Raw genomic sequence first — 25376 nt, forward strand, 5'->3', positions numbered from 1 at the left:
GATGTCGGACCCCATATAGCAACCATGGCTCTTAAAGTTTTCGATCTCCAGTGCGAACACAGCCACATCTTTGAAGGCTGGTTCGGTTCGCACGAAGACTATGACGCGCAGCAGGCGCGTGGCCTGGTCACGTGCCCGGTTTGTGGGTCGGCCAGCATTACCAAGCGTCTGTCGGCGCCGCGCCTGAACGTGTCGCATCTGCATGCGCCAGCTCAGCCGCCCGCCGTGCCAGCTGGCGCTTCCGAGGCCGAAAAAATGGCTGCGTTGCAGGCCGTGGTGATGAAGCAGGTGCGGGCGTTGCTGCGCAATACCGAAAACGTCGGGCCACGGTTTGCGGAAGAGGCTCGCCGCATCCATGAAGGCGATGCCGACGAGCGCCCCATCCGTGGCACCGCCACCCCGGAAGAACGCGAGGCGCTGGCCGATGACGGCATTGACGTCATGGCCGTGCCCGATTTCCTGGATGACGAACGCTTGCAGTAAAGCGTGGCAGCGAAGATTCGCGGCACTTGAGAGCGCGGTGGATACAGGCAATAAAAAAGCCAGACCCCAAAAGGTCTGGCTTTTTTGTACCTGCTTGCCGGATCAGTTGTTGACGCGGCTGCGGTATTCGTTCGTGCGGGTGTCGATTTCGATCTTGTCGCCGATGGCGCAGAACAGCGGCACGTTCAGTTCGTAGCCGGTGTTGATCTTGGCCGGCTTGGTGACCTTGCCCGACGTATCGCCACGGACGGCGGGTTCGGTGTAGGTGATTTCGCGAACGAGCGTGGTGGGCAGTTCAACCGAGATGGCGCGGCCGTCGTAGAAGACCACTTCCACGGGCATCGCTTCTTCCAGGTAGTTCAGGGCATCGCCCATGCTTTCCGCTTCGATTTCGTACTGGTTGTACTCTTCGTCCATGAAGACGTACATCGGGTCGCCGAAGTAGGAGTACGTGCACTCCTTGCGATCCAGTTGGACGACTTCAAACTTTTCGTCGGCCTTGTAGACCGATTCGCTGGCCGAGGCGGTCAAGAGGTTCTTGAACTTCAGCTTCACAACAGCAGCGTTACGGCCAGACTTGTTGTATTCGGCTTTCTGGACCACGAGGGGATCCTTGCCGACCATGATCACGTTGCCGACTCGCAATTCCTGAGCGGTTTTCATCGATAAAACTCCGGGGGTGATGGGTGCACTCGCCGTGCTTGCAAAAAGCCGCCGTCGCGAATAAATACGAGCGATAGGGCAGGGCCAAAGACCCTGACAGCGGTTTCATGCACACCCCGGGAGGCGTCATTGTTGAGGCCCGACAAAATCCAGGGCGACTCAGAAAACTCTCTATTCTAACGTTTCTTGGCCAAGTCTGCGCAAAAGTCCGCCAGATTTTCGGCCAGATCGGGCAGGGCGGCTTGACTGGCATCCCAGCGTTGCGCGGCGTCGGACCAAGCTTGCCAGGAGTTGGGCGCCAGGGCTTGCGTCAGGGCGGCAGCAGTCTGGCCTGTTTCCGGCTGATTCCAGGCTCGAATCAGCGCCTGGGCCGTATCCGGGGCCGGATAGCGCGCCAACCAGGCCTCCAGTTTCTCCAGATGGATGTTCTGGTCTTGCGGGTAGATCTGCCATACCAGGGGGCGGGCTGCCCAGGCCGCACGGATGAAGGAGTCTTCGCCTCGCACGAAGTTCAGGTCGGCGCACCACAACAGACGATCGAAATCAGGCTGGGCCACGAAAGGCAGACGCGCCAGCAAAGGGGCGCCCGGCGCCGCACACGCGGGCTCCAGCCCAGGGGCGATGCCTTCGGGGGCCAACAGCACGCTGGGACGCGCGTCGGCCGCCAGTGCCTGGACCAGGGCGTCGGCGGGGGCCGTGGGATAGCAAAACAGGGACACCGTGCGGGCACCGTCGCGGCGGCGCAACAGCAACGCTTCATCCACGCCCAGCGATCGCAGGAAGGCATTCTGCTGGTCCATCGACGCTTGCAGGGCATCGCGTTCGGCGCTTAGCCCAGGTTCGCGCAGCAGGCCGCCGGTGGCGGCAGTGAAACCGGGGAAGAAAAAATGCTTCACCAGGCCATCCGGCCGTTGGGACGGCAGGCCATGGCAGCTTTCCACCCAGGCTTCGGCGCTTAGATATTCCAGGTTGATCCAGGCGGGATGCACGCGGCGCATGCTGTCCACGAACGTCTGCGGGGGATCGCAGGCGAATGCCTCGATGACGACGTCGCGCGCGGTGAGCGCGGGGTCTGGCGTGTCGGACCAATGCACGATGTCGACGCCGCCCAGACGCTGTCGCGCCGCCCGGCTATCGATGCCGGGCTGGATGCGAGCGAAGCTGGCCAGGTCATCCACCCATAGGCGGACATCCCAGCCGCGGCCTTGCGACAGCCGCCGTGCCAGGCGCCAGCAGACGCCGATGTCGCCGTAGTTATCGACGACCCGGCAAAAAATGTCCGCTTGCATGGCTGCTTAGTGGAACTTGGCAGGCGCGGCTTCGGCGTCTTCGGGCAATTCGGCGTGCACCAGTTCGCCCAGCGGATTCGGAAAATAGGGGGCGCCGCAGTCTTCGCAGTATTCGGCGGGCAACACGCCCGGGATGCGACGGACTTCGGTCACGCCATATTCCTTCAGCAAGGCCGCGATTTCGTCCACAACGTCGGGTTGGCCTTCGTCGGACGGCGATTCTTCCTCACGGCCGTACAAGGGCCACACGCAGCCGTAGTAGACGTCGTTACTGCTGCGCGCCGTGAACCCGATGCGGTATTCGTCGATGCGGCTTTCACCGCAGCCGGCCACCACTGCGCGCAATTGCGAGGCTTCCAGGCTGACGGCGCCTTCCAGCCAGCTGATGGCCGCGCGCAGCGACAAGGGGCGCACGCGCCGGTCGGCTTCGCGGTTGCTGACGTAATAGGCATCGGGCAGCAGTGCTTCAAAACCGCAGCCGGGCAACAGGGCCGCCAGGGTGGGCTGGGCTTGCGCGGCCCATTGTTCCTGGCAAGCGTCGCGGCTGGCGTCGGCTTCGCCCAACTGTTCCTGCCAGCGGAAGATGGGCGCGTTTTCGGGCACGGCCACGGCGCCGACGATATAGCGCGTGTCCGCAAGCATGTTCGCGGTTTCGGCTTCCGTATTCAGCGCGGGCTTGGTGGTTTCGGCCCCCAGCGCCTGCGTACCCAGGCGTTGCAGCCACTGCCAGGTTTCGCCGAAGGTGCGCGGCATCTGGTCCACGCTGACCAGCATCGGCATCAGGGCGGTCTGCGCCTGGCTGGACAGTACGTGGCCATGCAGCTGGGCCAGCAGGGCTTGCTGGGCGGGGGCGGCGATGGGACCGGTGGGGATCGCGTAACGGGTCCAGGCGACAATCGGCGCGACGATCAGCAAGATGTCGTACCGGACGCCGTTCTTTTCCATCTTCATCGATTCGGACAGGGTTTCCGCTTGTTCGATCAAGACTTCGTAGGCGCCTATGTCGCTTTGCGCAAGGTGGTCCAGGGCCGCCTCCAACGGGGCGTCCTGGCCAGCCTTGAGCAGCTTGGGAATCGCTTCGCCAAGCTGGTTCTCCCAGAACACGTCTTCGACGCGGCTGCCCGAGCGGTTGAGCGCCTGGGCAAGCGCCACCAGGCGGTTCGCGTCACGGGTCATGCGGGGAGCGGATTGGCTGCGGGATCGGGCCATAACTTCGGGGGACGTCCAGTAAGTGTGTAACGACGTAGTTTAACGCTCGCGGCGCGCGCTGGCATGAGGGCGAACCTGGCGACCGCGCAAGTGCCATCGCAAGTGCGGGCGGGAAAGGCCATCGGCGATGGTGTTTCCAGATTGGTGCTGAAATGGCAACAGATCATCCCCATCGAAGGGGTTTATTGCTGATTGGAAACGTCCGAAAATGTACTCATCAACTTGATTCCTGGAGGCATCGCCATGCGTTGGCCTACGCTTTTTGTTTCCCACGGTTCGCCCATGCTGGCCGTGGAACCGGGCCTGACGGGCCCCGCGCTTGCGGACTGGAGCATTGCTCAAGGCCGCAAGCCCCGTGGCATCCTGGTGGTCTCGCCGCACTGGATGGGCGAAGGGTTGGCGTTGTCGACTCGTGATCAGCAGGTGGCCTGGCATGATTTTGGCGGATTTCCGCCCGAGCTCTACACCTTGCAGTATGCGGCGCCGGGGTCCCCTGAGCTGGCGGCGCGGGTGCAGGCCCTGCTGGCCGGTTCGGGCATTGCCGCTGACCGGGACCCGCGTCGTCCGTTGGACCACGGCGCCTGGGTGCCGCTGCGCTATCTATACCCCGATGTGGATGTGCCGGTGGTGCAGTTGTCGCTGGACATGGGGCGCGACGCCGCCGGTCAGCTGGCGTTGGGCCGCGCGTTGGCGCCACTGCGCGACGAAGACATCCTGATCATTGGGTCGGGCTCGTTGACGCACAATTTGCGTCATGTGCGGATGCCACAGAATGCACCCGTCGTGCCCTATGTGCCGGCGTTTCAGGATTGGTATGCGCAACACTTGGCAGAGCACGATGTGCCGGCCTTGCTGGACTGGCAGGCGCAGGCGCCAGGGGCCATGCAGGCGCATCCGCACGACGACCACCTGATGCCGCTGTATGTGGCGCTGGGCGCGGGCGGCGCATCCGCCAAGCGGCTGATCGACGAGGTCTCCTATGGCGCGCTGGCCATGGACGCTTATCAGTTTGACGACTAGCTCATCCGCCCCGATGTAAAAAAGCCCCGGAACCGCAAGGTTCCGGGGCTTTCTTCATTGCAACGGCCGGAGTGGGACTCAGGCGGCCAGCAATTGGCGCAGCACGAAGGGCAGGATGCCGCCATGCTGGTAGTAGTCGACTTCGATCGGCGTGTCGATGCGCAGCAGCACCGTCACGTCTTGCTTGGACCCATCCTTGCGGGTGATCGTCAACGTGACGTCCTGCATCGGCTTGATGCCATCTTCCAGGCCCGAGATGTCGTACGTTTCTTCGCCGGTGATGCCCAGCGACTGCACGCTGTCGGCGCCCTTGAACTGTAGCGGCAGTACGCCCATGCCCACCAGGTTGCTGCGGTGGATGCGTTCAAAGCTGCGGGTGACCACGGCCTTCACGCCCAGCAACTGCGTGCCCTTGGCCGCCCAGTCTCGCGAGGAGCCAGTGCCGTACTCTTCGCCGCCAAACACCACGGTGGGGGTGCCATCAGCCACGTACTTCATGGCTGCGTCATAGATGGACATCTGTTCGCCGGTGGGCTGGAACAGGGTCTCACCGCCTTCGAAACGGCTGCCGTCCGGCAGCGACGGGATCATCAGGTTCTTGATGCGCACGTTGGCGAAGGTGCCGCGCATCATGATTTCATGGTTGCCGCGGCGCGAGCCGTAGCTGTTGAAATCGGCCTTCATGACGCCGTTTTCCTTCAGCCACTTGCCTGCGGGCGAGGTTTCCTTGATGGAGCCTGCGGGCGAGATGTGGTCGGTCGTGACCGAGTCGCCAAACACGCCGAGCGCGCGCGCGCCCTTGACGGTGGGCATGGCGGCCGGCGTCATGTCGAAGCCCTGGAAGAAGGGCGGTTCGGCGATGTAGGTCGAATCCGGCCAGTTGTAGGTGTCGCCGCTGACGCCCTTGATGTGCTCCCACAGCTTGCCCGGATTGCTCTTGACCTGGCCGTAGTTGGCCTCGAAGACCTTCGGGTCCAGCGCATGCTTGAGCAGCGCTTCGACTTCTTCGGAGGTGGGCCAGATGTCGCCCAGCCAGACGTCGCCGTTCTTGCCGCGGCCGACGGGTTCGGTCATCAGGTCACGGGTGACGGTGCCGGCCAGCGCGTAGGCCACCACCAGCGGGGGCGAGGCCAGGAAGTTGGCCTTGATGTTCGGGTGGATGCGCGCTTCGAAGTTGCGGTTGCCGGACAGCACGGCCGAGCAGACCAGGTCGTTGCCGATGATGGCTTCGTTCAGGTCCGGCGTCAGGTCGCCCGCGTTGCCGATGCAGGTGGTGCAACCGTAGGCGGCCACGTCGAAGCCCAGCTTTTCCAGGTAGGGCAACAGGCCCGTCTTGGTCAGGTAGTCGGTGACGACGCGCGAGCCCGGGGCCAGCGAGGTCTTGATGTGCTTGGGCACCTTCAGGCCCGCTTCCACGGCCTTCTTGGCCAGCAGGCCGGCCGCCAGCAGCACGTTGGGGTTGGACGTGTTGGTGCAGGACGTGATGGCGGCAATCAGGATGTCGCCATTCTTGATCTTGGTGCCGGCGCTGGTGGTGAAGGTCTGGCCCAGCTTTTCGGCGGGCTGGTTGAAGCCGTTTTCCGCGATGGGCTTGGAGAACAGGTCAATGAACGTGTTCTTGACGTTGCCGATTTCGATGCGGTCCTGGGGACGCTTCGGGCCGGCCAGCGACGGAGCCACGGTGGACAGGTCCAGCGTCAGCAGCTTGGTGAAGTTGATGTCTTGGGCGGTCGGGATGCCGAACATCTTCTGCGCCTTGAAATAGGCTTCAAAGGCGGCGATCTCGGCTTCCGTGCGGCCCGTGCCGCGGAAGTAGTCGATGGTGCGGTCGTCGACGGGGAAGAAGCCCATGGTGGCGCCGTACTCGGGCGCCATGTTGCCGATGGTGGCGCGTTCGGCCACGGTCAGGCTGGCGGTGCCTTCGCCGCAGAACTCGACGAATTTGCCCACCACTTTCTCACGGCGCAGCATTTCGGTGATGGTCAGCACCAGGTCGGTGGCGGTGACGCCGCCGCGCAACTGGCCCTTGAGCTCCACGCCCACCACGTCGGGGGTCAGGAAGTACACGGGCTGGCCCAGCATGCCGGCTTCGGCTTCGATGCCGCCCACGCCCCAGCCCACCACGCCGATGCCGTTGATCATCGTGGTGTGGCTGTCGGTGCCCACCAGCGAGTCGGGGTAATAGACGTTGTTCTTTTTGTCCTGGTGCACGCCGCGCGCCAGGTATTCCAGGTTGACCTGGTGGACGATGCCAAAGCCCGGAGGCACGACGCCGAAGGTGTCGAAGGCCTGCATGCCCCACTTCATGAACTGGTAGCGCTCCTGGTTGCGCTTGAATTCCAGCTTCATGTTCAGGTCCAGCGCATTCTTGGTGCCGAAGTAGTCGATCATGACCGAGTGGTCCACCACCAGGTCCACCGGCACCAGCGGTTCGATGCTCTTGGGGCTTTTGCCCATCTTGTCGGCCACCGAACGCATGGCGGCGATGTCAGCCAGCAGCGGTACGCCGGTGAAGTCTTGCAGCACCACGCGGGCCACGACGAAGGGGATTTCGTCTTCGCGGCGGGCATTGGCCTGCCAGTTGGCGAGTTGCTTGACGTGCTCTTCCGTGACCTTCTTGCCGTCACAGTTGCGCAGCACGGATTCCAGGACGATGCGGATTGAAACCGGGAGCCGCTGCACATCGATGCCGAGGGATTTTCCCAGCGCCGGCAGCGAATAGTACTGACAGGATTTATTGCCGATCTTGAAGTTCTTAAGGGTGTCTAGGGTGTTGTGCGGCATGATGGACTCCGTGGTTTTGCCCGACTGAAGGCAGCATTTTCTGGCGTTTTGGCGCGTTTGTCATTGTAGGGACAGACAAGCCCGCGTGTGGCCTTGTGTCTTATATCTTATATAAGACTTGGGTTGCGCGTCAAAGTTCCGGCGGTGTTCCGGCAGGGTTCCATCCGGAACTGCAAAACCCCTACTTTGGCGGACATGGGCCAAGCCTGCAAGACCCTGCGGTTTTACCAAGAAAGTCCTACCGTTGCATGGCGGCCGCCCGTGGGCCGGGCGCCCTGGACGGTCGGCGCTGGTTCATGCCAGGAAATCGCGCAGCAGCGGTTCCAGTTCGGTCTTCAGATAATCCACCAACGCGCGTTGGGCGGTGGAGGGGTAGGGGGTGGGCGAAGTCAGGATGAAGAGCTTGTCCCCGGGGCCCTCGGCCTTGTAGGCCGGCAATACCTCACGCAGCCGCTTGGCCTGAAGGTCGGGTTGCACGATGTAGGCAGGCAGCAGCGCCACGCCCGCGCCGTTGCGCGCCGCTTCGGCCAAAAAGGGGAAGTACTCGGATTGCAGCCGAGGCGCCAGCTTGGTCTCGTAGGTCTGCCCCTTGCGGTGCAGGCGCAGCGTGGCCTGGTTCTTGGGGCCCGGTGGGCAAAGAAAATCCAGCCGGCCCAGGTCGCGGGGATGCAAGGGCGTGCCCGCGCGTTGCAAGTAGCCGGGCGCGGCGCACAAATGCCATTTCACTTCGCCCAGTTCGCGCGCCACATAGTCCTGCGGGGGTGAAGAAACCACCCGCAAGGCCACGTCGATCTCCGAGGAAATCAGGTCGCTGACCCGGTTGGAGAACAACACGCGCAGGCTCAGGCTGGGATGTTCCAGGGCGAAACGCACCAGCAGCGGACGCAACGCATCCAGTTCGCCCAGACCGGTGGGCAGGGAAAGGCGCACATGGCCGGTGGGTTCGGCGCCCAGTTTCTGCAAGGCATGGCGGGCGGATTCCACTTCGCGGGCCATGCGGGCGCCATGTTCGTACAGCACGGTGCCTTGATGGGTCAGTTCCAGGCGGCGGGTGGTGCGCCGGATCAGTTGTGCGCCAAACGCGCGTTCCAGTTTTTGCAGATTGCGGCTGACGTGCGATCGGGTCACGCCTTGGCGCAGCGCCGCTTCACTGAGCGTGCCCGCTTCGACGATGGTCACGAACAGCTGAATCAGGTTCAGGTCCAGCGCGGGCAAGGTGGACATGGGTGGCGTCAATTGTTGCCTGTGAGGAAACAGAGTTTACTCAAGACGAAGGATTGTCGCGATATCTGCCCGTTGATATTCTGGGCCCGAAGCGCATCGGATTCACCTGTCCGGTGCTGGCATCCCAACAACAGGAGACAAACCATGCCTCAAAGCATGTTCCGGGCGGATTTGTTCCGCGGCCAGCGCATCCTCGTCACCGGCGGGGGAACCGGGCTGGGTTTTGCGATGGCTGAGCAATTGGCATCCCTGGGCGCCACCGTGCATTTGTGTGGGCGCCGGCTGTCGGTACTTGAAGAAGCGGCCGCCACCCTGCGAGCCAGGCATGGCGGGCAGGCCCACGCTCATGCCGTGGACATCCGCGATGCGGACGCGGTGGACGCGATGGTGGAGGGGATCTGGACCGCCCACGGCGGCTTGGACGGCTTGATCAACAACGCTGCCGGCAATTTCATCAGTCCGACCGAAAAACTGTCGGCGCGTGGCTTCAACGCCATCGCGGACACCGTGTTTCGTGGCACCTTCTACACCACGCAGGCGGTGGGCAAGCGCTGGATCGCCACCGGTTCGCAGGGCGCGGTCCTCTCCATCGTTGTGACATGGGTTTGGACCGGATCGCCGTTCGTGGTGCCATCGGCCATGTCCAAGGCCGGCATCGACGCAATGACGAAATCGCTGGCCGTTGAATGGGGCCGCCATGGCATCCGCCTGAACGCCATCGCGCCCGGGGTGATCCCGACCGAAGGCGCGACGGCGCGGCTGCGCCCGAATGGTGACGGCCAGGACGCCTTGATCCAGCAGAATCCCATGCGGCGCCTGGGGACCGGACATGACATTGGCGAATTGGCGGCCTTCCTGCTGGGGCCGGGCAACGACTGGATCAATGGCCAGACGATCGCGCTGGATGGTGGCGATTATCTGGCCAACGGTGCGTACTTCAAACAGTACTTTGAATGGACGGAGCAAGACTGGGCCGCTGCCCGCGCCGCGATTGAAGCGCGTACGGCTCAAGACAAGGCCTTGCGCGCCGGGAAGCCGGCATGAGCGGACGCATCATTGCCGGAGACGTCAGCCTGGAGCGCGATGCCCTGATCGCGCGAGGCGAGCAGGTGGCGGCAGGGCTGGCGGCCATGGGCATACGCGAAGGCGATGTGATCGCGGTGCTGCTGCGCAATGGCATGCCGTATCTGGAAATCATTCAGGCCTGCAAGCGCCTGGGCTGCTATTACTGCCCGATCAATTGGCATTACCTGCCTGATGAGGTGGCATTCCTGGTGAATGACAGCGGTGCGAAGCTGTTGATCGCCGAGGACGATCTGTGGCGCCAGGTCTGGACGGCGCTACCGAAGAATGTGCCCGCGCTGCGGGTGATGGGGGCCGGGGAATCCGCGTTCGAGGCTAACGATTACGAGGCCTGGCGCAACGCGCAGCCGCGCTACGACGGCCCGCTGGTCGCGCCGCGTGGCCACATGGCCTATACGTCGGGCACGACGGGCCGCCCCAAAGGCGTGGTGCGCCAGCCTTTTCCCGTGGAACACCTGGCCGAGCATCTGGCTGCCGTGGAGGCCGTGGTGGAGCAAGCCTATGGACTGCGCCCGGGATGCCGCGCCTTGCTGCCCGCGCCGATCTATCACAGCGCGCCCAGCGTCTTTGCGCAGGTGGCCCTGCGCGTTTGCGACACGCTGGTGGTGACCGCGCGTTTTGACCCCGTGGAGGTCTTGCGCCTGATCGAGCAGCACCGCATCGATACCGTTTATCTGGTGCCCATCATGTATGTGCGCCTACTGAAGCTGGACGCCAGCGTGCGGGCGTCATTCGACCTGTCATCGTTGCGCTTCGTGGCGTCGACCGGTGCGCCCTGCGCACCCGAACTCAAGCGCGCGATGATCGATTGGCTGGGGCCGGTGGTGCATGAAACCTATGCCTCCAGCGAGGCGGGCATGGTGACGGTGATTGATTCGCACGAAGCCCTGGCAAAGCCGGGCAGCGCGGGGCGGCCGATCGGGCCGGCGCAGGTGCGCATCTACGCGGAAGATGGTTCGGCCTGCCCGGCCGGCCAGATCGGGCGCATCCATGTGCGCCAGCCGGCCTATGCCGACTTCACCTACCGCAATCATCCCGAGGCCCGCCAGGCCGTGGAGCACGACGGCCTGATCGGGCTGGGTGACCTCGGCTACGTCGACGAGGATGGTTTTCTATTCGTGTGCGACCGCGAATCGGATTTGGTGATTTCGGGCGGCGTGAACATCTATCCGGCGGAAATCGAGCATCACCTGATGCAGTACCCGGGCGTGGCCGATTGCGCGGTCTTCGGCGTGCCGGACGCGGAATTCGGCGAGCGTCTGCTGGGGCTCATCCAACCCGTGCCGGATGCCACGTTGAATGTGGAGGACGCCATGCAATGGCTGGCTTCCCGCATCGCACGCTACAAGGTTCCGCGCGAGTTGCTGCTGCGGCAGATGCTGCCGCGCGACGACAACGGCAAGATCGCCAAGCGGCGCCTGAGGGCGGAATTCTGGGAAGGGCAGGCGCGCAAGGTGTAGCGATGCGTGCGGCCCGTCCGACAGGTCGGCAGTTCCTTCGATCAGTACCTCCAGGCAGTACCCACTACAAGAGTCGGCCAAGACTCGGGAGACAAGCATGTTGAAGATGAATGGTTGGTTCGGCCGCGCGGCGGCCATGATGCTGGTGTGCGCCGCCGGCGCCCCGCAAGCCCTGGCGGCATTTCCCGACAGGCCCGTCAAATTGGTGGTGCCCTACACGCCTGGCGGCGCGGCCGACCAGTTGTCGCGCGTGTTGGCCGAACGCCTGTCGCGCGAGCTCGCGCAACCCGTGGTGGTGGAAAACAAGCCGGGTGCCAACACCATGATCGCCGCGACCCAGGTGGCCCGCGCCCAACCCGATGGCTACACGCTGTTCCTGGCCAGCAACGCCAGCATGGTGCTTAACCCCATGCTTTATCAGAAGATATCCTACGACGCGGCGCGCGATTTCCGCGTGCTGTCGGTGGTGGCGGAGCTGCCCTTGGTGGTCGTGGCGAATAACGAGGTGCCCGCCACGACGCTGGCGCAGTTCGTCAGCTATGCAAAGACGCGGCCGGGCAAGCTCAACTATGCATCGGTCGGCATTGGCAACCCGCTGCAACTGGCGACGGAACTGCTCAAGTCACGAACGGGCATCGATATTGCGCACATTCCGTACAACGGCAGCGCGCCCGCCCTGAGTTCATTGATGGCCAATGACACGCAGTTGATGGTGGACGTCATCAGCACGTCCTTGCCGCTGGTGAAGGAAAGCAAGATCAAGGCGCTGGCGGTGACGACGGCCGAGCGACTGTCCGTATTGCCTGATGTGCCCACGGTGGCGGAAAGTGGATTTCCAGGCTTCCGCGCCGCGACCTGGTTTGGCATCGCCGTGCCGCAGGCCACACCGGCCGCCGAGGCCCGGGCGCTGCAAGACGCCGTGGCGAAGGTCATGAGCCAACCGGATTTCCGGGAACGCTTTCAAACCCTTGGGTTGGTGATCCAGGCGCCGCGCACGCAGGCGGAGACCGACCGATATGTTTCCGAAGACCGCGAACGGTGGGGCGCCGTCATTCGGGCGAATGCGATCAAGCTGGATTGATTGATGGCTTGCGCGGGCTTGCGGGAACCTATTTTGTATTCGTTGCCGGTCATGCCGTCGACGAACCTGTTTTCAGGCAAGGCCAGATCGCGATGTCCAGCCAGCGTGGCCTGGCAAGGGCGCTGGCGGCCCATGAAGCGGGAGACTGCGGCCAGGTGAGAAAAGACCTGGCCGCATAACCCTATGCGGACAAGGGGTGTTTGTTGCAGTCAGGCAACGAACTGCCTTTCTATTTTGGGGACGGAATGAGAATGATTCTTCGTTTGATAATATTTCCGAAGTAAGACCTCAAGACCCCATGGCGAACGGGCTCGGCAAGGCCGCTGCCCGGCCTTGCGGTAGTGCGATCTGATAAGCCGTTTTCCGCGCGTGACCCCATCGGGATTTTGTGTTTCTTTGCGCGGCGACGCGCTCCCCTTGCTTATCACGATCCCCATATGAAAATCCGAACTCTTGCCTGCGTGGCCGCTACGCTGCCGTGCCTGGGCGTTGCCTATGGCCAGACTGCCTCCCCCGAAACCCAAGCCGCCGGCGCCAGCGGCTCCGTCGTGTCGATGGATGCCATCAAGGTTGAAGCCAGCGCTGACGCCTCGGCGGGCGGTCTGGCCGCACCGTTCGCGGGCGGGCAGGTGGCAACCGGTGGGCGCGTCGGCGTGCTGGGTACGCTAGACAATTTGAGCACGCCGTTCAGCATCACCAGCTACACGAACGAACTGATCCAGGACAAGCAGGCCCGCAGCGTGGGCGACGTGCTGCAAAATGATTCGGGCGTGCGCGTGGCGCGCGGTTTCGGTAATTTCCAAGAGTCGTACTTCATCCGCGGCTTCGTCCTCAGCTCGGACGATGTGGCCTACAACGGGCTGTACAGCCTGCTGCCCCGCCAGTACATCGCCACCGAGCTGTTCGAGCGCGTCGAAGTGCTGCGCGGCGCAACGGCCTTCCTGACGGGGGCGACTCCCGGCGGCGGCGGCATCGGCGGCGTGATCAACCTGGTGCCCAAGCGCGCGCCGAATGATCCGCTGACCCGCGTGACCACCGGCATTTCCAGCGGCGGCCAATTCCAGTTGTCCACCGACATCGCCCGCCGTTTCGGCCCGGACGACAGCACCGGCATCCGTCTGAACGCCGCGCAACGCAGCGGCGATACCGCGATCGATGATGAGCATTCCCGCACCAGCCTGGTTTCGCTGGGGCTGGATTGGCGGTCGGCCGATACGCGCTTGTCCGCCGATATCGGCTGGCAGGAAAACAAGCTGAAGCGCGCGCGGCCGAATGTGACGATGGGCGCCGGCGTCACCAGCGTGCCCGACGCGCCGGACGCCAGCTCCAACTATGCGCAGCCGTGGTCCTATTCCAACGAACGCGACGTGTTCGGCACGGTGCGCGCCGAGCACGATTTCAGCGACAAGCTGACGGGCTGGGCGGCATACGGGTTCCGCCGCAGTGACGAGGCGAACTCGTTGGGCAACGTGACGTTGACCAACGGCAGCACGGGCGCAGGCAACTTCTACCGTTTCGACAACACCCGTGAAGACAGCGTCAATACCGGCGAATTGGGCCTGCGCGCCAAGGTGCGCACGGGTCCGGTGGGCCATGAATTCGTCGTGTCGGCCTCCTTCTTCGATCTGAAGAAGAAGAACGCCTACATCATGGATTACGCCAACACGTTCGCGACCAACATCTACGACCCGGTGTCCTACGACAAGCCGGCCTTCAGCGCGGGCGCGCTGCGGGGCAACGATATCGATAACCCTGCGCTGCAAGGGCGCACGCGCATGAGCAGTTATGCCCTGGGCGATACGTTGTCCTTCCTGGACGACAAGGTGCTGCTGACCCTGGGCATCCGCCATCAGCGCTTGTCCCAGCGCGACTACGCCTACAACACCGGCAAGGAAAACGGCGCGTATGACGCCAGCCGAAATTCACCCGCCGCGGGCATTGTCTTCAAGGTGGCGCCCAGCGTTTCGCTGTATGCGAACTACATCGAAGCGCTGGTCGCGGGACCGACCGCGCCCGCGAACGCCAATGGCAGGCCGGTGCCTAACGTGGGCCAGAGCCTGCAACCGTACGTGTCCAAGCAAAAGGAAATCGGCGTGAAGTATGAAGGCGATGGGTTGGGAGCCGGGCTGGCGCTCTTTTCCACCGACAAGCCGCGCGCGATGTACAACGCCAGCAACGAGCTGACCACCTCGGGCAAGGACCGCCATCAGGGCGCGGAGCTGACCGTCTACGGCGAACCGATCAAGAGCGTGCGCGTGCTGGGCGGTCTGACCTGGCTGGATGCTCAGCAACGCTCCACCGGCAATGCGGCGATCGACGGCAACCGCGTGATCGGCGTGCCGCGCTTCCAGGCCAATATGGGCGTGGAATGGGACATCCCCGGCGTGCAAGGCCTGGCCGTGGACGGCCGCGTCGTCTACACCGGTTCGTCCTACGCGGACGACGCGAATACCCTCAAGGTGCCGGGCTGGACCCGTTTCGATGCCGGCCTGCGCTACATGACGGACATCGACGGCCACGTCGTGACCCTGCGCGCGCGCGTCGAGAATATCGCCAACCGCAACTACTGGTCGTCGGTGGGCGGCTATCCCGGCAACGGCTATCTGGTCCTGGGCGGCCCGCGCACGTTCCTGCTATCGGCCAGCATGGACTTCTGATCGCGGCCGGCTTGCGCTGGCATGGATGAAAAAAACCCCGGCCTGGCGCCGGGGTTTTGCTTGGTACTCGCCGCCTCGCCGGGCGGCTTCTGGTTGGCGCATTCTCACCAGAACCATCCGCCCCGCGTCAGATCGGCCTCGCAGCTCTTGTACTGCGATGTGAACTTCTCCGCGCGCGCCTGCACCTTTTGCGACACCGTTTTCAGCCATGCCTTGCGGTCATAGCTGCGGTTGCGGTAGCCGGTCCAGCCTTCGTGGTAATTCAGGTATTGGCCGTAAGCATCCCACTTCGATACCCCGTTGATGCGCTGCGACTTGCTCATGTACCAGCCCATGAAATCCAGCGCGTCGGCGAAGTTGTCGCGGCTTGAGCCCCAGCCACCGGCATCCTTCTTGTAGTCGGCCCAGGTCTCGTCCTTGGCTTGTGCGTAGCCGTAGGCGGAACTGACGCGGCCCCAGGGGATGATGCCCAGGAAGTAGTAGCGGGGCGGCACGGCGTCCTGCTTGAACGAGGACTCCTGGTACATCATGGCCATCGGCACCGGCACGGGGGCGCCCCATTTCTTCTGCACCTTCAGGGCGGCGTCGTGCCAGTCCGGCTTTTCACGGAAGATCGCGCAAATGTTCTCGGGGTTGGATGGCGGCGCCGTGGCGCAACCGGCAAGCGCCAGCAGTAGCAGCGGCGGCAGCAAAAGCCGGGTCATTGGCGGGCGTCCTCCTGTAAGGGGGCGCAGGCGGCAAGCCGCGCCGGTTCAAGGGCTAAGTGTCACAAGGTAGCGCGATTGTATGAAAACGTATCGCGGAAAAAGTTCCGTCCCTGAAATACCACGTCGCCCGTCCGTGGCGGGCAAATAAAAACGGCCCCGGATTGCGCCGGGGCCGTCGTGCAGGCCAGGAGGCCTGGCCGGGTCGTGCGAGGCTTAGACCTCGATCACGTCCGCCACGTCCTTGTAGTCCGCGATCTTGTCGAAGTTCAGGTATTGATAGATCTGGTCGCCGCTCTTGTTGATGACGCCCATGTCGGTCATGTACTCGTCCTTGGTCGGGATGCGACCCAGCTTCGAGCAGATGGCGGCCAGCTCGGCCGAACCCAGGTACACGTTCGTGTTCTTGCCCAGGCGGTTCGGGAAGTTACGGGTGCTGGTCGACATGACGGTGGCGCCTTCGCGCACTTGAGCCTGGTTACCCATGCACAGCGAGCAGCCCGGCATTTCCGTACGGGCGCCGGCCGTGCCGAACACGCCGTAGTGGCCTTCTTCGGTCAGTTGCGTGGCGTCCATCTTGGTCGGCGGTGCAATCCACAGCTTGACCGGAATGTCGCGCTTGCCTTCCAGCAGCTTGGACGCTGCGCGGAAGTGGCCGATGTTGGTCATGCAGCTGCCGATGAACACTTCGTCGATCGTGGCGCCAGCGACTTCCGACAGCGTCTTGACGTCGTCCGGGTCGTTCGGGCAGGCCACGATGGGCTCATGCACGTCGGCCAGGTCGATCTCGATGACGGCGGCGTATTCCGCGTCGGCGTCCGGCGCCAGCAGCTTGGGATCGGCCAGCCAGGCTTCCATCGCCTTGATGCGGCGGCCCAGCGTGCGTTCGTCTTCGTAGCCGTTGGCGATCATCCACTTCAGCATCACGATGTTGCTGTTGATGTATTCGATGATCGGTTCTTTGTTCAGGTGCACCGAGCAGCCGGCGGCCGAACGTTCAGCGGAAGCATCCGACAGTTCAAAGGCTTGTTCGACCTTCAGGTCGGGCAGGCCTTCGATTTCCAGGATGCGGCCGGAGAAGATGTTCTTCTTGCCTTGCTTGGCGACCGTCAACAGGCCTTGCTTGATGGCGTACAGCGGAATGGCGTTGACCAGATCGCGCAGGGTGACGCCAGGTTGCAGCTTGCCCTTGAAGCGGACCAGCACCGATTCCGGCATGTCCAGGGGCATCACGCCCGTGGCGGCGGCAAAGGCCACCAGGCCCGAACCGGCGGGGAACGAGATGCCGATGGGGAAGCGGGTGTGCGAGTCGCCGCCGGTGCCGACGGTGTCGGGCAACAGCATGCGGTTCAGCCACGAGTGGATCACGCCATCACCCGGACGCAGCGAGATGCCGCCACGGGTGCTGATGAATTCCGGCAGCGTGTGGTGCGTCTTGACGTCCACGGGCTTGGGGTAGGCGGCGGTGTGGCAGAACGACTGCATCACCAGATCGGCCGAGAAGCCCAGGCAAGCCAGGTCTTTCAGTTCGTCGCGGGTCATCGGGCCGGTGGTGTCCTGGCTGCCGACCGAAGTCATCTTCGGTTCGCAGTAGGTGCCCGGGCGGATGCCTTGGCCTTCCGGCATGCCGCAAGCGCGGCCGACCATCTTCTGGGCCAGGGTGAAACCCTTGCCCGAATCGACCGGGTCCTTGGGCAGACGGAACAGCGTCGAGGCCGGCAGGCCCAGCGCTTCACGCGCCTTGGCGGTCAGGCCACGGCCGATGATCAGCGGAATGCGGCCACCGGCGCGCACTTCGTCGAACAGCACGTCGGACTTCACTTCAAATTCAGCGATGACTTCGCCGTTCTTGATGGCCTTGCCATCATAGGGGCGCAGTTCGACCACGTCGCCCATTTCCATCTTGGAAACGTCGAGTTCGATCGGCAGGGCGCCGGCGTCTTCCATCGTGTTGTAGAAGATCGGGGCAATCTTGTTGCCCAGGCAGACGCCGCCAAAGCGCTTGTTCGGCACGAAGGGGATGTCTTCGCCCGTGAACCACAGCACCGAGTTGGTGGCCGACTTGCGCGACGAACCCGTGCCCACCACGTCACCCACGTAGGCGACCAGGTGGCCCTTGTCCTTCAGCGATTCGATGAACTTGACCGGGCCGCGCTTGCCGTCTTCTTCCGGTTCGAACGCGGCGCCGTCGCGCTTGTTCTTCAGCATCGCCAGGGCGTGCATCGGGATGTCGGGGCGGGTCGTGGCGTCAGGCGCCGGCGACAGATCGTCGGTGTTGGTTTCGCCAGGCACCTTGAAGACGGTGATGGTCAGGCTTTCCGGCAGTTCCGGGCGGCTGGTGAACCATTCGGCGTCGGCCCAGCTTTGCAGCACGGACTTGGCGTTGGCATTGCCGCGATCGGCCTTTTCCTTCACGTCGTGGAAGGCGTCAAACATCAGCAGGGTCTTTTTCAGCGCATCGGCGGCGATGGTGCCGATTTCCGCATCGTCCAGCAGATCGACCAGCGGGCCAATGTTGTAACCGCCGAGCATCGTGCCCAGCAGTTCGGTCGCCTTGGCACGGCTGATCAACGCACAAGCTTCCTTGCCCAGCGCCACGGCAGCCAGGTAGGACGCCTTCACTTTGGCGGCATCATCCACGCCGGCCGGCACGCGATGGGTCAGCAGTTCGACCAGATTCTGCTCCTCGCCAGCGGGCGGGTTCTTCAGCAGTTCGATCAGTTCAGCGGTTTGTTTGGCCGTAAGGGGCAGCGGGGGAATCCCCAGAGCCGCGCGTTCGGCAACGTGTTGGCGGTAGTTATCCAGCATGTGAGGCCTGCTCAAAGTCGGGTTGGAAGAAGGGTTGTTGGGCAGAATTGTAGAGGTAACAGGGGGCGGCTAGCAAATGTCTTATATCTTATATAAGACTTGAGCCGATAGCTGTTGCTTACCGGCGACGGGAGACGGCGCGCGGCAGCATCACAGGCAAGAAAAAGACGGCCCGCAGGCCGCCTGTTTCGCGTGCGCGCCACGGGAAGGCGCCGGATCGGGGGCTAGCGGGTCGCCGTGTCGTAGACCAGTCCCACGCGGGCGAAATTACCGCCGTATTGCTTGACTTGGGTCTCGAATGGCGCGCTTTCCCCAGGTTTCAACTTGGGCAACCGCAGTTCCTGGTACGTGGCGCCCGACAGTTTGTCCTGGGCGTCATACAGGCTGATCCAGACGCGCACCTTGTCGACCTCGATCTGGTCGTCATTACGAACCCGGCCGTGGACGGTGACGTATTTGTAACGGTAACGGTAGCTGAAATTGAGGGTGCCGGTGCCCACGCCGGCCTCGGTCTTCTCAACCGTGACGGCCAGCTTCGCGCGGGGGCCGGGCAGCGCGGCGCGCTTGGCGGGCCGCCAATCCGCCTTGACCTCGGTTATCCGTTCGTAGCGTCCACCGGACATGGCCACCGGCACCCGTTCGCCCGGGTACAGGTAGGCGGGCAGGCGCCAGTCCTGGCGCAAGTCCACGCCGCGCGACCCGTCGAACACAGAGATCTTCACCTCCGGCGACAAGGCGACGTAGCTGTCGCTGGTGTTGACCAGTTCGGCATACAGGACCGGCCGTTCGATCTCGTCCAACAGCTTGCGGGGCTCGGACAGGGCATAGGACTTGGAGTCGAACAGCGCGAAATCCGGGTCCAGCAGCTCTTCAGTCGTAAGGCGTACGTGGTCAATGACCCGGGTATTGGCCGGGCTGACCCGCACGATACGGCTGGCAGGGCCAATGTCCTTGGGCGCTTCATCCTTGGGCGCGGCAGCGGCCTGCGGGGGGGCGGGCGGCGCGAACTGCTGCGCGACCCAGGGGCCGATCGGGGTGTGCTTGGCCAGGGCAAAGCCGGCAGCGGCCACAACGACCAGCGCCAATCCGGCCTTGGCCGGCCAGGACAGGGGCTTCGGTTCAGCTTTCACTTTGCACCATGTAATCGTAGGACGCGACGTTGCCGTCGCCTAGCATCTCGCAGTGCGCCTCGAACACCGTCACCGCGCCGGGCGCCAGGGCACCGGCAGTGGCATAGCCGTTGCCGGTGCCGATCAGGGCGCCGTCGTCGCCATAGAGCATGACGGTGATCTGGGTACTGTTGGCCACCGTCGAGCCCTGGTTTTTCAGCAGGCCCACCAGCCGGTACGAGCCGTCGTTGCGCACCAATTGCACCTTGCTGGGCGTCACGTCATTGTTCTTTCCGCGCGCGGGCGACGGCGTAGCCACTTCCAGCGCATAGCGGGTATAGGCCTTGTCGGGCACCGTGATCAGCACGGGGGCGTATTCGCCCGGCTGCAATGTGCGCGACGACGGGGACGCGGAGGTCGACGACAGCGTTAATTCGCCCTGGAAGAAGGTGGCGGTCACGCGCGGCGAATCGATCTTCTTGCCGGTTTCGTTGCGCATCATCATGACCAACTGCTTGCGGCCGCGCGTCTGCGTTTCGCGTACGTCGGTCAGCTTGACCAGCGAGGCATCGATCGGCGGGGGCGGCGCGGCGCGGCGCGGGGCCGGTGCGGTGCCCGAATTCATCAGCGAGGCGACAAGCGGGATGGCGATCGCGGCCACCACGGCCAGCACGATTGCCGCGACCGCGCCGGGCTTGACCTGCGGCGTAGCGTTGGGCTGCTGCATGCCGCGCAGGATCTTTTCCAACCGCTGAGCAACGTCGTCCTCTACCAGCGTCAAGGCGTGGCAGTGGTTGCAACGGTATTCGTTTGGGGCCAATTTGGTGAACTGGGCGCTGCCGCACGTTGAGCAGGTCAGCGTCACGGTATTGATCGTGGTCTGTTTGGGCGTCATTCAGGCAAGGTCTTACCGGTAAGGACTGACAGGGCGGCAAGGATAGCGGCAGTGCGCCAAAGGCGTGGTGCAGGGACGCTTCCATTTGTGACAAGATATGTGAACAGGCCCGTCGGGTGCCGTTGAGCGGGGTGTCAGTACCCCGGTGATATCATCGCCGCCTTAGGAAAATCCCCTTGAAAGCTCGCACGCAGCATCCGCGGTGCGGGTTTGCCGTCCCCTGACGGGCGCCTGTTGTCCTGGGGCGGCCCGCGACAAAAAAACCTTACGCATGAGCATCTCCCAACACCTGCTGTTCCTGGCCTGCGTGGCGCTTGCCACCTATGCCCAGACCATGACCGGGTTCGCGTTCGGGTTGGTGCTGCTGGGGCTGTCCGGCGTGTTTCAGTTGGCGTCGGTGTCCGAAGTGGCGAATGTGGTCAGCGTGCTGTCGCTGGTGAACGCCGCCGTGACCCTGGCGCGTGCCAAGCCGCAGGTGAACTGGTCGGTGATGCGGCCGGCGATGGCCGCAAGCCTGGCGGGCGTGGGTGTGGGCGTGGCGGTGCTGACGTGGATCAGTGGCTCGACGACGGTGGTGTTGCAACTGCTGCTGGGCGTCACGATCCTGGCTTGCGCCGTCCTGTTGGTGGCGCGCGCGAAGCCGTTGGAACGGCTGTCGTCCAAGCTGTCGTTCGTCTTCTTCGGCGGCATATCGGGCGTGCTGGGTGGACTGTTTTCCAGCGCCGGGCCGCCAATGGTTTATCACCTGTACCGTCAACCCTTGCCGCTGGCGTCCATCCGCAACAGCCTGCTCGTGCTGTTTTCAGTGAACGCCGCGGTGCGCCTGGCCTTGGTGACCGGACAGGGGGCATTCATGGCCTCGTCGTTCTGGCTCAGCGTGCAGGCGCTGCCGGTGGTGATCGGCGTGACCTGGGTGGCACGGCGCTACGGCACGGTTGGCTCGATGAAGACCGTCAAGCGCATGGTGTTTGTACTGCTGCTGGCCGCCGGCCTGGGACTGATCGTGCCGGCGGCGCGGATACTGGCGACGAGCTAGCCCGTCAACGCATCGGCGCCGCGGCAAGGACGCTCAGGCGTGGCCGCCGCTGATGTAGCGTTCCAGTTCATGGATGATGAATTTCTGTTCGCTCATGACGTCCTTGACCAAATCGCCAATGGACAGCAGGCCAATCAGTTTTTCGTTATCGATGACCGGAAGATGGCGAAAGTGCCGTTCGGTCATCATGGCCATACAGTGTTCCCGGGTGTCACCGGGACCAACGTAATAGACCGAGTCCGTCATGATGTCGCGCACCTTGGTGCTGCGCGATGAACGGTCTTGCAGAACGACCTTGCGTGCATAGTCGCGCTCGGACAGCATGCCCAGCACGGTATCGCCTTCCACAACGACCACCGCGCCGATGCTGCGTTCGGCCATGGTCTTGATGGCGTCATACACCGATGTGTCCGGCGCAACCGTCACGACGGATTGGTTCGGCTTTTCCCTGAGAATCTCAGCAACTGTCTTCACGATGTGCTCCCGAATCGCTTGCAAGGTTCAAACGTGGACCGCATGTCGCGGGCTCGGCCCCGCGGGGTGCCGCGCGTCGCTACCATGCTCCATCCTAAGCCTGCCGGCCACCTTGCCGCAAGCGCGGCTCGGGATATTTGACGGGCTTGTCGCGGAATGCCTGGCTGGCCATCTCTCGCAGGTTGCGTGCGGCGCTGCGTTCCGTGTCGGGATTCCATGCCAGTGAAATGCCGATGGAGGCATCTGCCGGGAAGTCGGCCAACGTCTTGTAGACCACGTTGGGGCCGGGATGGCGGCGGCTGCCGGCGGGCACCAACGCCACGCCCAGCCCGCTTTCGACCAGGCTCAGCAGCGTTTGCACCTGTACCGCCTCCTGCGTGATGCGGGGAGTGAAGCCGCGCAACTGGCAGGCGTTGATCGCCGCCATGCGCAACCCCGCCGCTTCCGTCGCGGTATACATGATGAAGGCTTCGTCCGCCAGATCGGTCAAGCGGATGCGGCCACGGCGCGCAAGCGGATGCCCCTTGGGCACGGCCAGCGCGAAGTTCTCGGTGGTCAACGGCGCCAGGCGCACGTTCGACCCCATGGCGACCGGCACACGCACGATGCCGACCTCCAGCGCATCTTCCGCCAGGTCCTGCATGATGCGGATCGACGTCGCTTCGCGCAGCACGACCGTCACGCCAGGGTAACGTTGGCGAAATAGCGGCAGGATGCGAGGCAGGATGCCGTGGGTGGCGGAGCCCACGAAACCGATCCGCACGGTGCCGCCTTCACCGGCGGCGCCCGCGCGCGCCGCCAGCCGAAACTGTTCGGCATGGAACAGGGCGCGGCGCGCTTCGTCCCGGGCGGCCAGCCCGGCTTCGGTCAATTGCACGCCCTGACGGCCACGCACGAATAGCGGCACGCCCACGGCTTCTTCAAGCTTGCGGATCGAAACCGACAAAGGCGGTTGCGACATGTGCAGCTTTTCTGCCGCGCGGTGGAAATTCAGCGTGTCGGCAAGCACCAGGAACTGCTGTAGATGGCGGAAATCCATAGGGGCGGCCCGAGGCGATGGTTGCCCTGGATGATACGGCGCACGTATCGGCAACGGCATCGGTGCTATCCCTTTGGTATCAGCGCGTCATGCCTGGCCTTGAAGCGCCGTGCGCAGGTAGGTCAGGGCGTCCGCGCCGCTGGCCAGCGCGTGCGCGCCAATGCGTTCGTGCCAATAGGACTCGGACCCGCCCGCCAGCCGCCAATCGCGCAAGCGCCGGGTATGCAATTGCAGATCGTATTCCGCCGTGATGCCGATCGCGCCGTGCACGGCATGCGCGATGTCGGCGACGACCGGCACCGCCTGGCTGGCGCGGGCCTTGCCCATGGCAGCCAGCAGCGCTTGCGGCAGCGCGCCGTGGCCCTGGAAGGCCAGTTGCGCGGCCATGCGGACGGCCCAAACCTGCTCGGCCATCACGCTGATCTGCTGCTGCACCGCCTGGAAGCGGCCGATGGGTTTGCCGAATTGCGTGCGGGTATTGGCGTAGTCCAGCGTCAGCGCCAGGACCCGGTCCATCGCGCCCGCCATCAGGCCGGCATAGGCGGTGGCCGACAGTTCGTCCAGCAACGTGCCACTGCCAAGGCACTCCGCGTCCGCCAACGTCCATGACGCTTCGCCGTCCAGACTGCCATGGATGCCGTTGGGGTGGATGCAGCCGGCTTGCGCGGGCAGCAGCCAGGCCTGCCCATTGATCTGCGCCAGCACATTGTCCGCCACCCGAATCCAGGGCACGTTGCTGCCTGTCACCCGCTTGCCTTGGATCGCCAGGCCGTGCGCGGCGATGGTGATCGACCCCGCAGGCCGGGAGCGTCCCGCGTTGGCAAGCCAGGCGCGTGCCAGCAAGGTGTGCGCGATCGGGTAGGGGCAAAGGTGGCGGCCGGCGGCCAGCACCACGGGCAACGCATCGGGCAAGTCCAGCCCTGCGCCGCCTTGCGCGTCGGGCACCAGCGCGTCGGCAAAGCCGGCCGCTTCGCAGGCCGCCCACGCTTCGGCGACGGCGTGGCCTTGCTCGATGCGGCGGAGTTGTTCGGGCGTGCAGGTCTGCGCGAACAGGCGTTCGGCGGCGTCACCAAGCAGATTGTCCATGAAGGTCGTCCTTATCGAAGGCCAAGGCCGCGGGCGATGATGCCGCGCAGGATTTCACGGGTGCCGCCGCGCAAGGAAAACGTGGGGCTGACCTGTTCCAAATACGCGAGCGTGCGCAGCAGCGGCAACGGCGGCGGCACATCGGGACGGCGGCCCAGTACGTCGCCGATCAGGCGAGGAATAAGCTGTTCAAGTTCCGTACCCAGATCCTTGACCAATGCGGCCTCCGTGGCGGGGCTGCCCCCGGCGGCCAGCTTGCCGGCTATCGACAGCGACATGGCACGCAGCACCGCCATCTGCGACAGGATATTGCCCAGCGCGGCACGGCTGCCGGCATCGTCCGACAGGTTGCGACAATGCGTCAGCCAGCATTCCAACAGGGCGATGCTGGAATACAGGCGCTCGGGGCCGCTGCGCTCGAATGCCAGTTCGGCATTCACCTGGGCCCAGCCCGCGCCGGCTTCACCGATCAAGGCGTCGGGGGCCAGTTCGACATTGTCGAAGAAGACTTCCGAGAAATGGGCGTCGCCCGCCAAGTCTTCGATGGGACGGATGGACACACCCGGCAGCGACAAGTCAATGATCAGTTGCGACAAGCCCTGATGGCGGTCTTCCGCCGTGCCGGAAGTGCGGACCAGCGCAATCATGTAGTGCGAACGATGCGCGTTGGTCGTCCAGATCTTGCTGCCGTTCAGCCGCCATCCATCCGCCATGGGCTCGGCCCGGCTGCGGATGCTGGCCAGGTCGGATCCGGACCCGGGCTCACTCATGCCGATGCAGAAGAACGCTTCGGCGCGGCAGATTCGGGGCAGATAGAAGGCCTGTTGCGCGGCCGTGCCGTATTTGTGGATCAGCGGCGCGCTTTGCCGGTCGGCGATCCAGTGGGCCGACACGGGTGCTCCCGCACCCAACAATTCTTCCGACAGGACAAAGCGCGCGAAGTGGCCGCGTGCCGCGCCGCCATGCTCTTGCGGCAAGGTCAAGCCCAGCCAACCGCGCTCGGCCAGTTGGCGGCTGAATCCCGCGTCAAAGCCCATCCATGACCGCGCGCGTTCGTCGGGTTCCAGGCCATCCAATGCGTCAGCGAGAAAGGCGCGCACCTCGGCGCGCAGGGCCTCGTCCCCAGGAGGGATGGCAGTGAGTTCCAGCGTGTCGATCATGGGTGCTCCGGTGCGGTCTGGGCCGTGTCATGGGAAGGGCGCTGACGGCCACTATCCCCGAGCGTGATGTCGGTCGTCCAATATTATTTTCTGGTTTTTCGATACCGATCCT

General features: G+C 64.1%; 20 protein-coding genes. 7 read left to right on the plus strand and 13 right to left on the minus strand.

Translation table 11 applies throughout. The features are described from left to right. The first annotated feature begins 24 nt into the window (after positions 1-24). Positions 25-483 carry a DUF1178 family protein gene (locus tag HV753_RS08760; RefSeq protein ID WP_175174061.1) on the plus strand — a complete coding sequence of 153 codons (459 nt, stop codon included), beginning with the start codon at positions 25-27 and terminating at the stop codon, positions 481-483. Positions 484-585: 102 nt separating this feature from the next. Here HV753_RS08760 and efp read toward each other — a convergent pair whose 3' ends face one another. The 3 genes from efp to HV753_RS08775 form a co-directional block, all read right to left on the minus strand. Then, on the minus strand, positions 586-1146 hold the full coding sequence (efp, locus tag HV753_RS08765) for an elongation factor P (protein ID WP_175174062.1): 561 nt from the start codon (positions 1144-1146) through the stop codon (positions 586-588). Positions 1147-1322: 176 nt separating this feature from the next. Further along, entirely contained in the window at positions 1323-2435 is a 1113-nt protein-coding gene (gene earP / locus HV753_RS08770) for an elongation factor P maturation arginine rhamnosyltransferase EarP (protein ID WP_175174063.1), read from the minus strand. A gap of 6 nt (positions 2436-2441) precedes the next feature. Continuing rightward, positions 2442-3644, minus strand: coding sequence for a DUF2863 family protein (locus tag HV753_RS08775; protein ID WP_175174064.1), 1203 nt, complete (start codon positions 3642-3644; stop codon positions 2442-2444). Between the two features lie 243 nt (positions 3645-3887). On the opposite strand from HV753_RS08775, the gene HV753_RS08780 reads away from it, so the two are divergent. After that, entirely contained in the window at positions 3888-4664 is a 777-nt protein-coding gene (locus HV753_RS08780; RefSeq protein ID WP_175174065.1) for a DODA-type extradiol aromatic ring-opening family dioxygenase, read from the plus strand. Between the two features lie 78 nt (positions 4665-4742). Here the strand turns inward: HV753_RS08780 and acnA are convergent, their stop codons facing one another. Beyond that, complete coding sequence (gene acnA, locus HV753_RS08785) at positions 4743-7448, minus strand: aconitate hydratase AcnA (protein ID WP_175174066.1); 2706 nt, start codon at positions 7446-7448, stop codon at positions 4743-4745. Positions 7449-7742: 294 nt separating this feature from the next. Then, complete coding sequence (locus tag HV753_RS08790; RefSeq protein WP_175174067.1) at positions 7743-8672, minus strand: LysR family transcriptional regulator; 930 nt, start codon at positions 8670-8672, stop codon at positions 7743-7745. A 156-nt stretch (positions 8673-8828) separates the two neighbouring features. On the opposite strand from HV753_RS08790, the gene HV753_RS08795 reads away from it, so the two are divergent. From HV753_RS08795 to HV753_RS08810, 4 genes are all read left to right on the plus strand, one after another. Beyond that, positions 8829-9716 carry an SDR family oxidoreductase gene (locus tag HV753_RS08795; RefSeq protein WP_175174639.1) on the plus strand — a complete coding sequence of 296 codons (888 nt, stop codon included), beginning with the start codon at positions 8829-8831 and terminating at the stop codon, positions 9714-9716. Next, positions 9713-11215, plus strand: a complete 1503-nt coding sequence (locus tag HV753_RS08800; protein ID WP_175174068.1) for an AMP-binding protein — start codon at positions 9713-9715, stop codon at positions 11213-11215. The genes HV753_RS08795 and HV753_RS08800 overlap by 4 nt, the downstream gene beginning before the upstream one ends. 97 nt (positions 11216-11312) lie before the next feature. Further along, the gene (locus tag HV753_RS08805) at positions 11313-12296 is read left to right on the plus strand and encodes a Bug family tripartite tricarboxylate transporter substrate binding protein (RefSeq protein WP_175174069.1); all 984 of its coding nucleotides are present in this window, start codon (positions 11313-11315) and stop codon (positions 12294-12296) included. 437 nt (positions 12297-12733) lie between these two features. Continuing rightward, positions 12734-14953: a TonB-dependent receptor gene (locus HV753_RS08810; RefSeq protein ID WP_175174070.1), complete on the plus strand. Its 2220-nt coding sequence runs from the start codon at positions 12734-12736 to the stop codon at positions 14951-14953. Between the two features lie 104 nt (positions 14954-15057). Here the strand turns inward: HV753_RS08810 and HV753_RS08815 are convergent, their stop codons facing one another. The 4 genes from HV753_RS08815 to HV753_RS08830 form a co-directional block, all read right to left on the minus strand. Further along, positions 15058-15657: a transglycosylase SLT domain-containing protein gene (locus HV753_RS08815; protein WP_175174071.1), complete on the minus strand. Its 600-nt coding sequence runs from the start codon at positions 15655-15657 to the stop codon at positions 15058-15060. Between the two features lie 216 nt (positions 15658-15873). Further along, on the minus strand, positions 15874-18465 hold the full coding sequence (gene acnB, locus HV753_RS08820) for a bifunctional aconitate hydratase 2/2-methylisocitrate dehydratase (RefSeq protein WP_175174072.1): 2592 nt from the start codon (positions 18463-18465) through the stop codon (positions 15874-15876). A 224-nt stretch (positions 18466-18689) separates the two neighbouring features. Further along, entirely contained in the window at positions 18690-19595 is a 906-nt protein-coding gene (locus HV753_RS08825; RefSeq protein WP_175174073.1) for an FxLYD domain-containing protein, read from the minus strand. Then, positions 19585-20469, minus strand: a complete 885-nt coding sequence (locus tag HV753_RS08830) for an FxLYD domain-containing protein (RefSeq protein WP_175174074.1) — start codon at positions 20467-20469, stop codon at positions 19585-19587. Before HV753_RS08830 ends, HV753_RS08825 begins: the two co-directional genes overlap by 11 nt. A gap of 271 nt (positions 20470-20740) precedes the next feature. Between HV753_RS08830 and HV753_RS08835 the strand changes: the two genes are divergently transcribed. After that, complete coding sequence (locus HV753_RS08835; protein ID WP_175174075.1) at positions 20741-21505, plus strand: sulfite exporter TauE/SafE family protein; 765 nt, start codon at positions 20741-20743, stop codon at positions 21503-21505. 33 nt (positions 21506-21538) lie between these two features. On the opposite strand, the gene HV753_RS08840 is transcribed toward HV753_RS08835, so the two are convergent. The 4 genes from HV753_RS08840 to HV753_RS08855 form a co-directional block, all read right to left on the minus strand. Then, the gene (locus HV753_RS08840) at positions 21539-21979 is read right to left on the minus strand and encodes a CBS domain-containing protein (RefSeq protein ID WP_175174076.1); all 441 of its coding nucleotides are present in this window, start codon (positions 21977-21979) and stop codon (positions 21539-21541) included. A gap of 94 nt (positions 21980-22073) precedes the next feature. After that, the gene (locus tag HV753_RS08845; RefSeq protein ID WP_175174077.1) at positions 22074-23018 is read right to left on the minus strand and encodes a LysR family transcriptional regulator; all 945 of its coding nucleotides are present in this window, start codon (positions 23016-23018) and stop codon (positions 22074-22076) included. Between the two features lie 87 nt (positions 23019-23105). Beyond that, positions 23106-24104 carry an acyl-CoA dehydrogenase family protein gene (locus HV753_RS08850; RefSeq protein WP_175174078.1) on the minus strand — a complete coding sequence of 333 codons (999 nt, stop codon included), beginning with the start codon at positions 24102-24104 and terminating at the stop codon, positions 23106-23108. Positions 24105-24115: 11 nt separating this feature from the next. Further along, positions 24116-25264: an acyl-CoA dehydrogenase family protein gene (locus HV753_RS08855; RefSeq protein WP_175174079.1), complete on the minus strand. Its 1149-nt coding sequence runs from the start codon at positions 25262-25264 to the stop codon at positions 24116-24118. Positions 25265-25376: the final 112 nt, after the last annotated feature.

It is taken from the genome of Achromobacter pestifer (assembly GCF_902859625.1).
Taxonomy (GTDB): Bacteria; Pseudomonadota; Gammaproteobacteria; order Burkholderiales; family Burkholderiaceae_B; genus Achromobacter; species Achromobacter pestifer.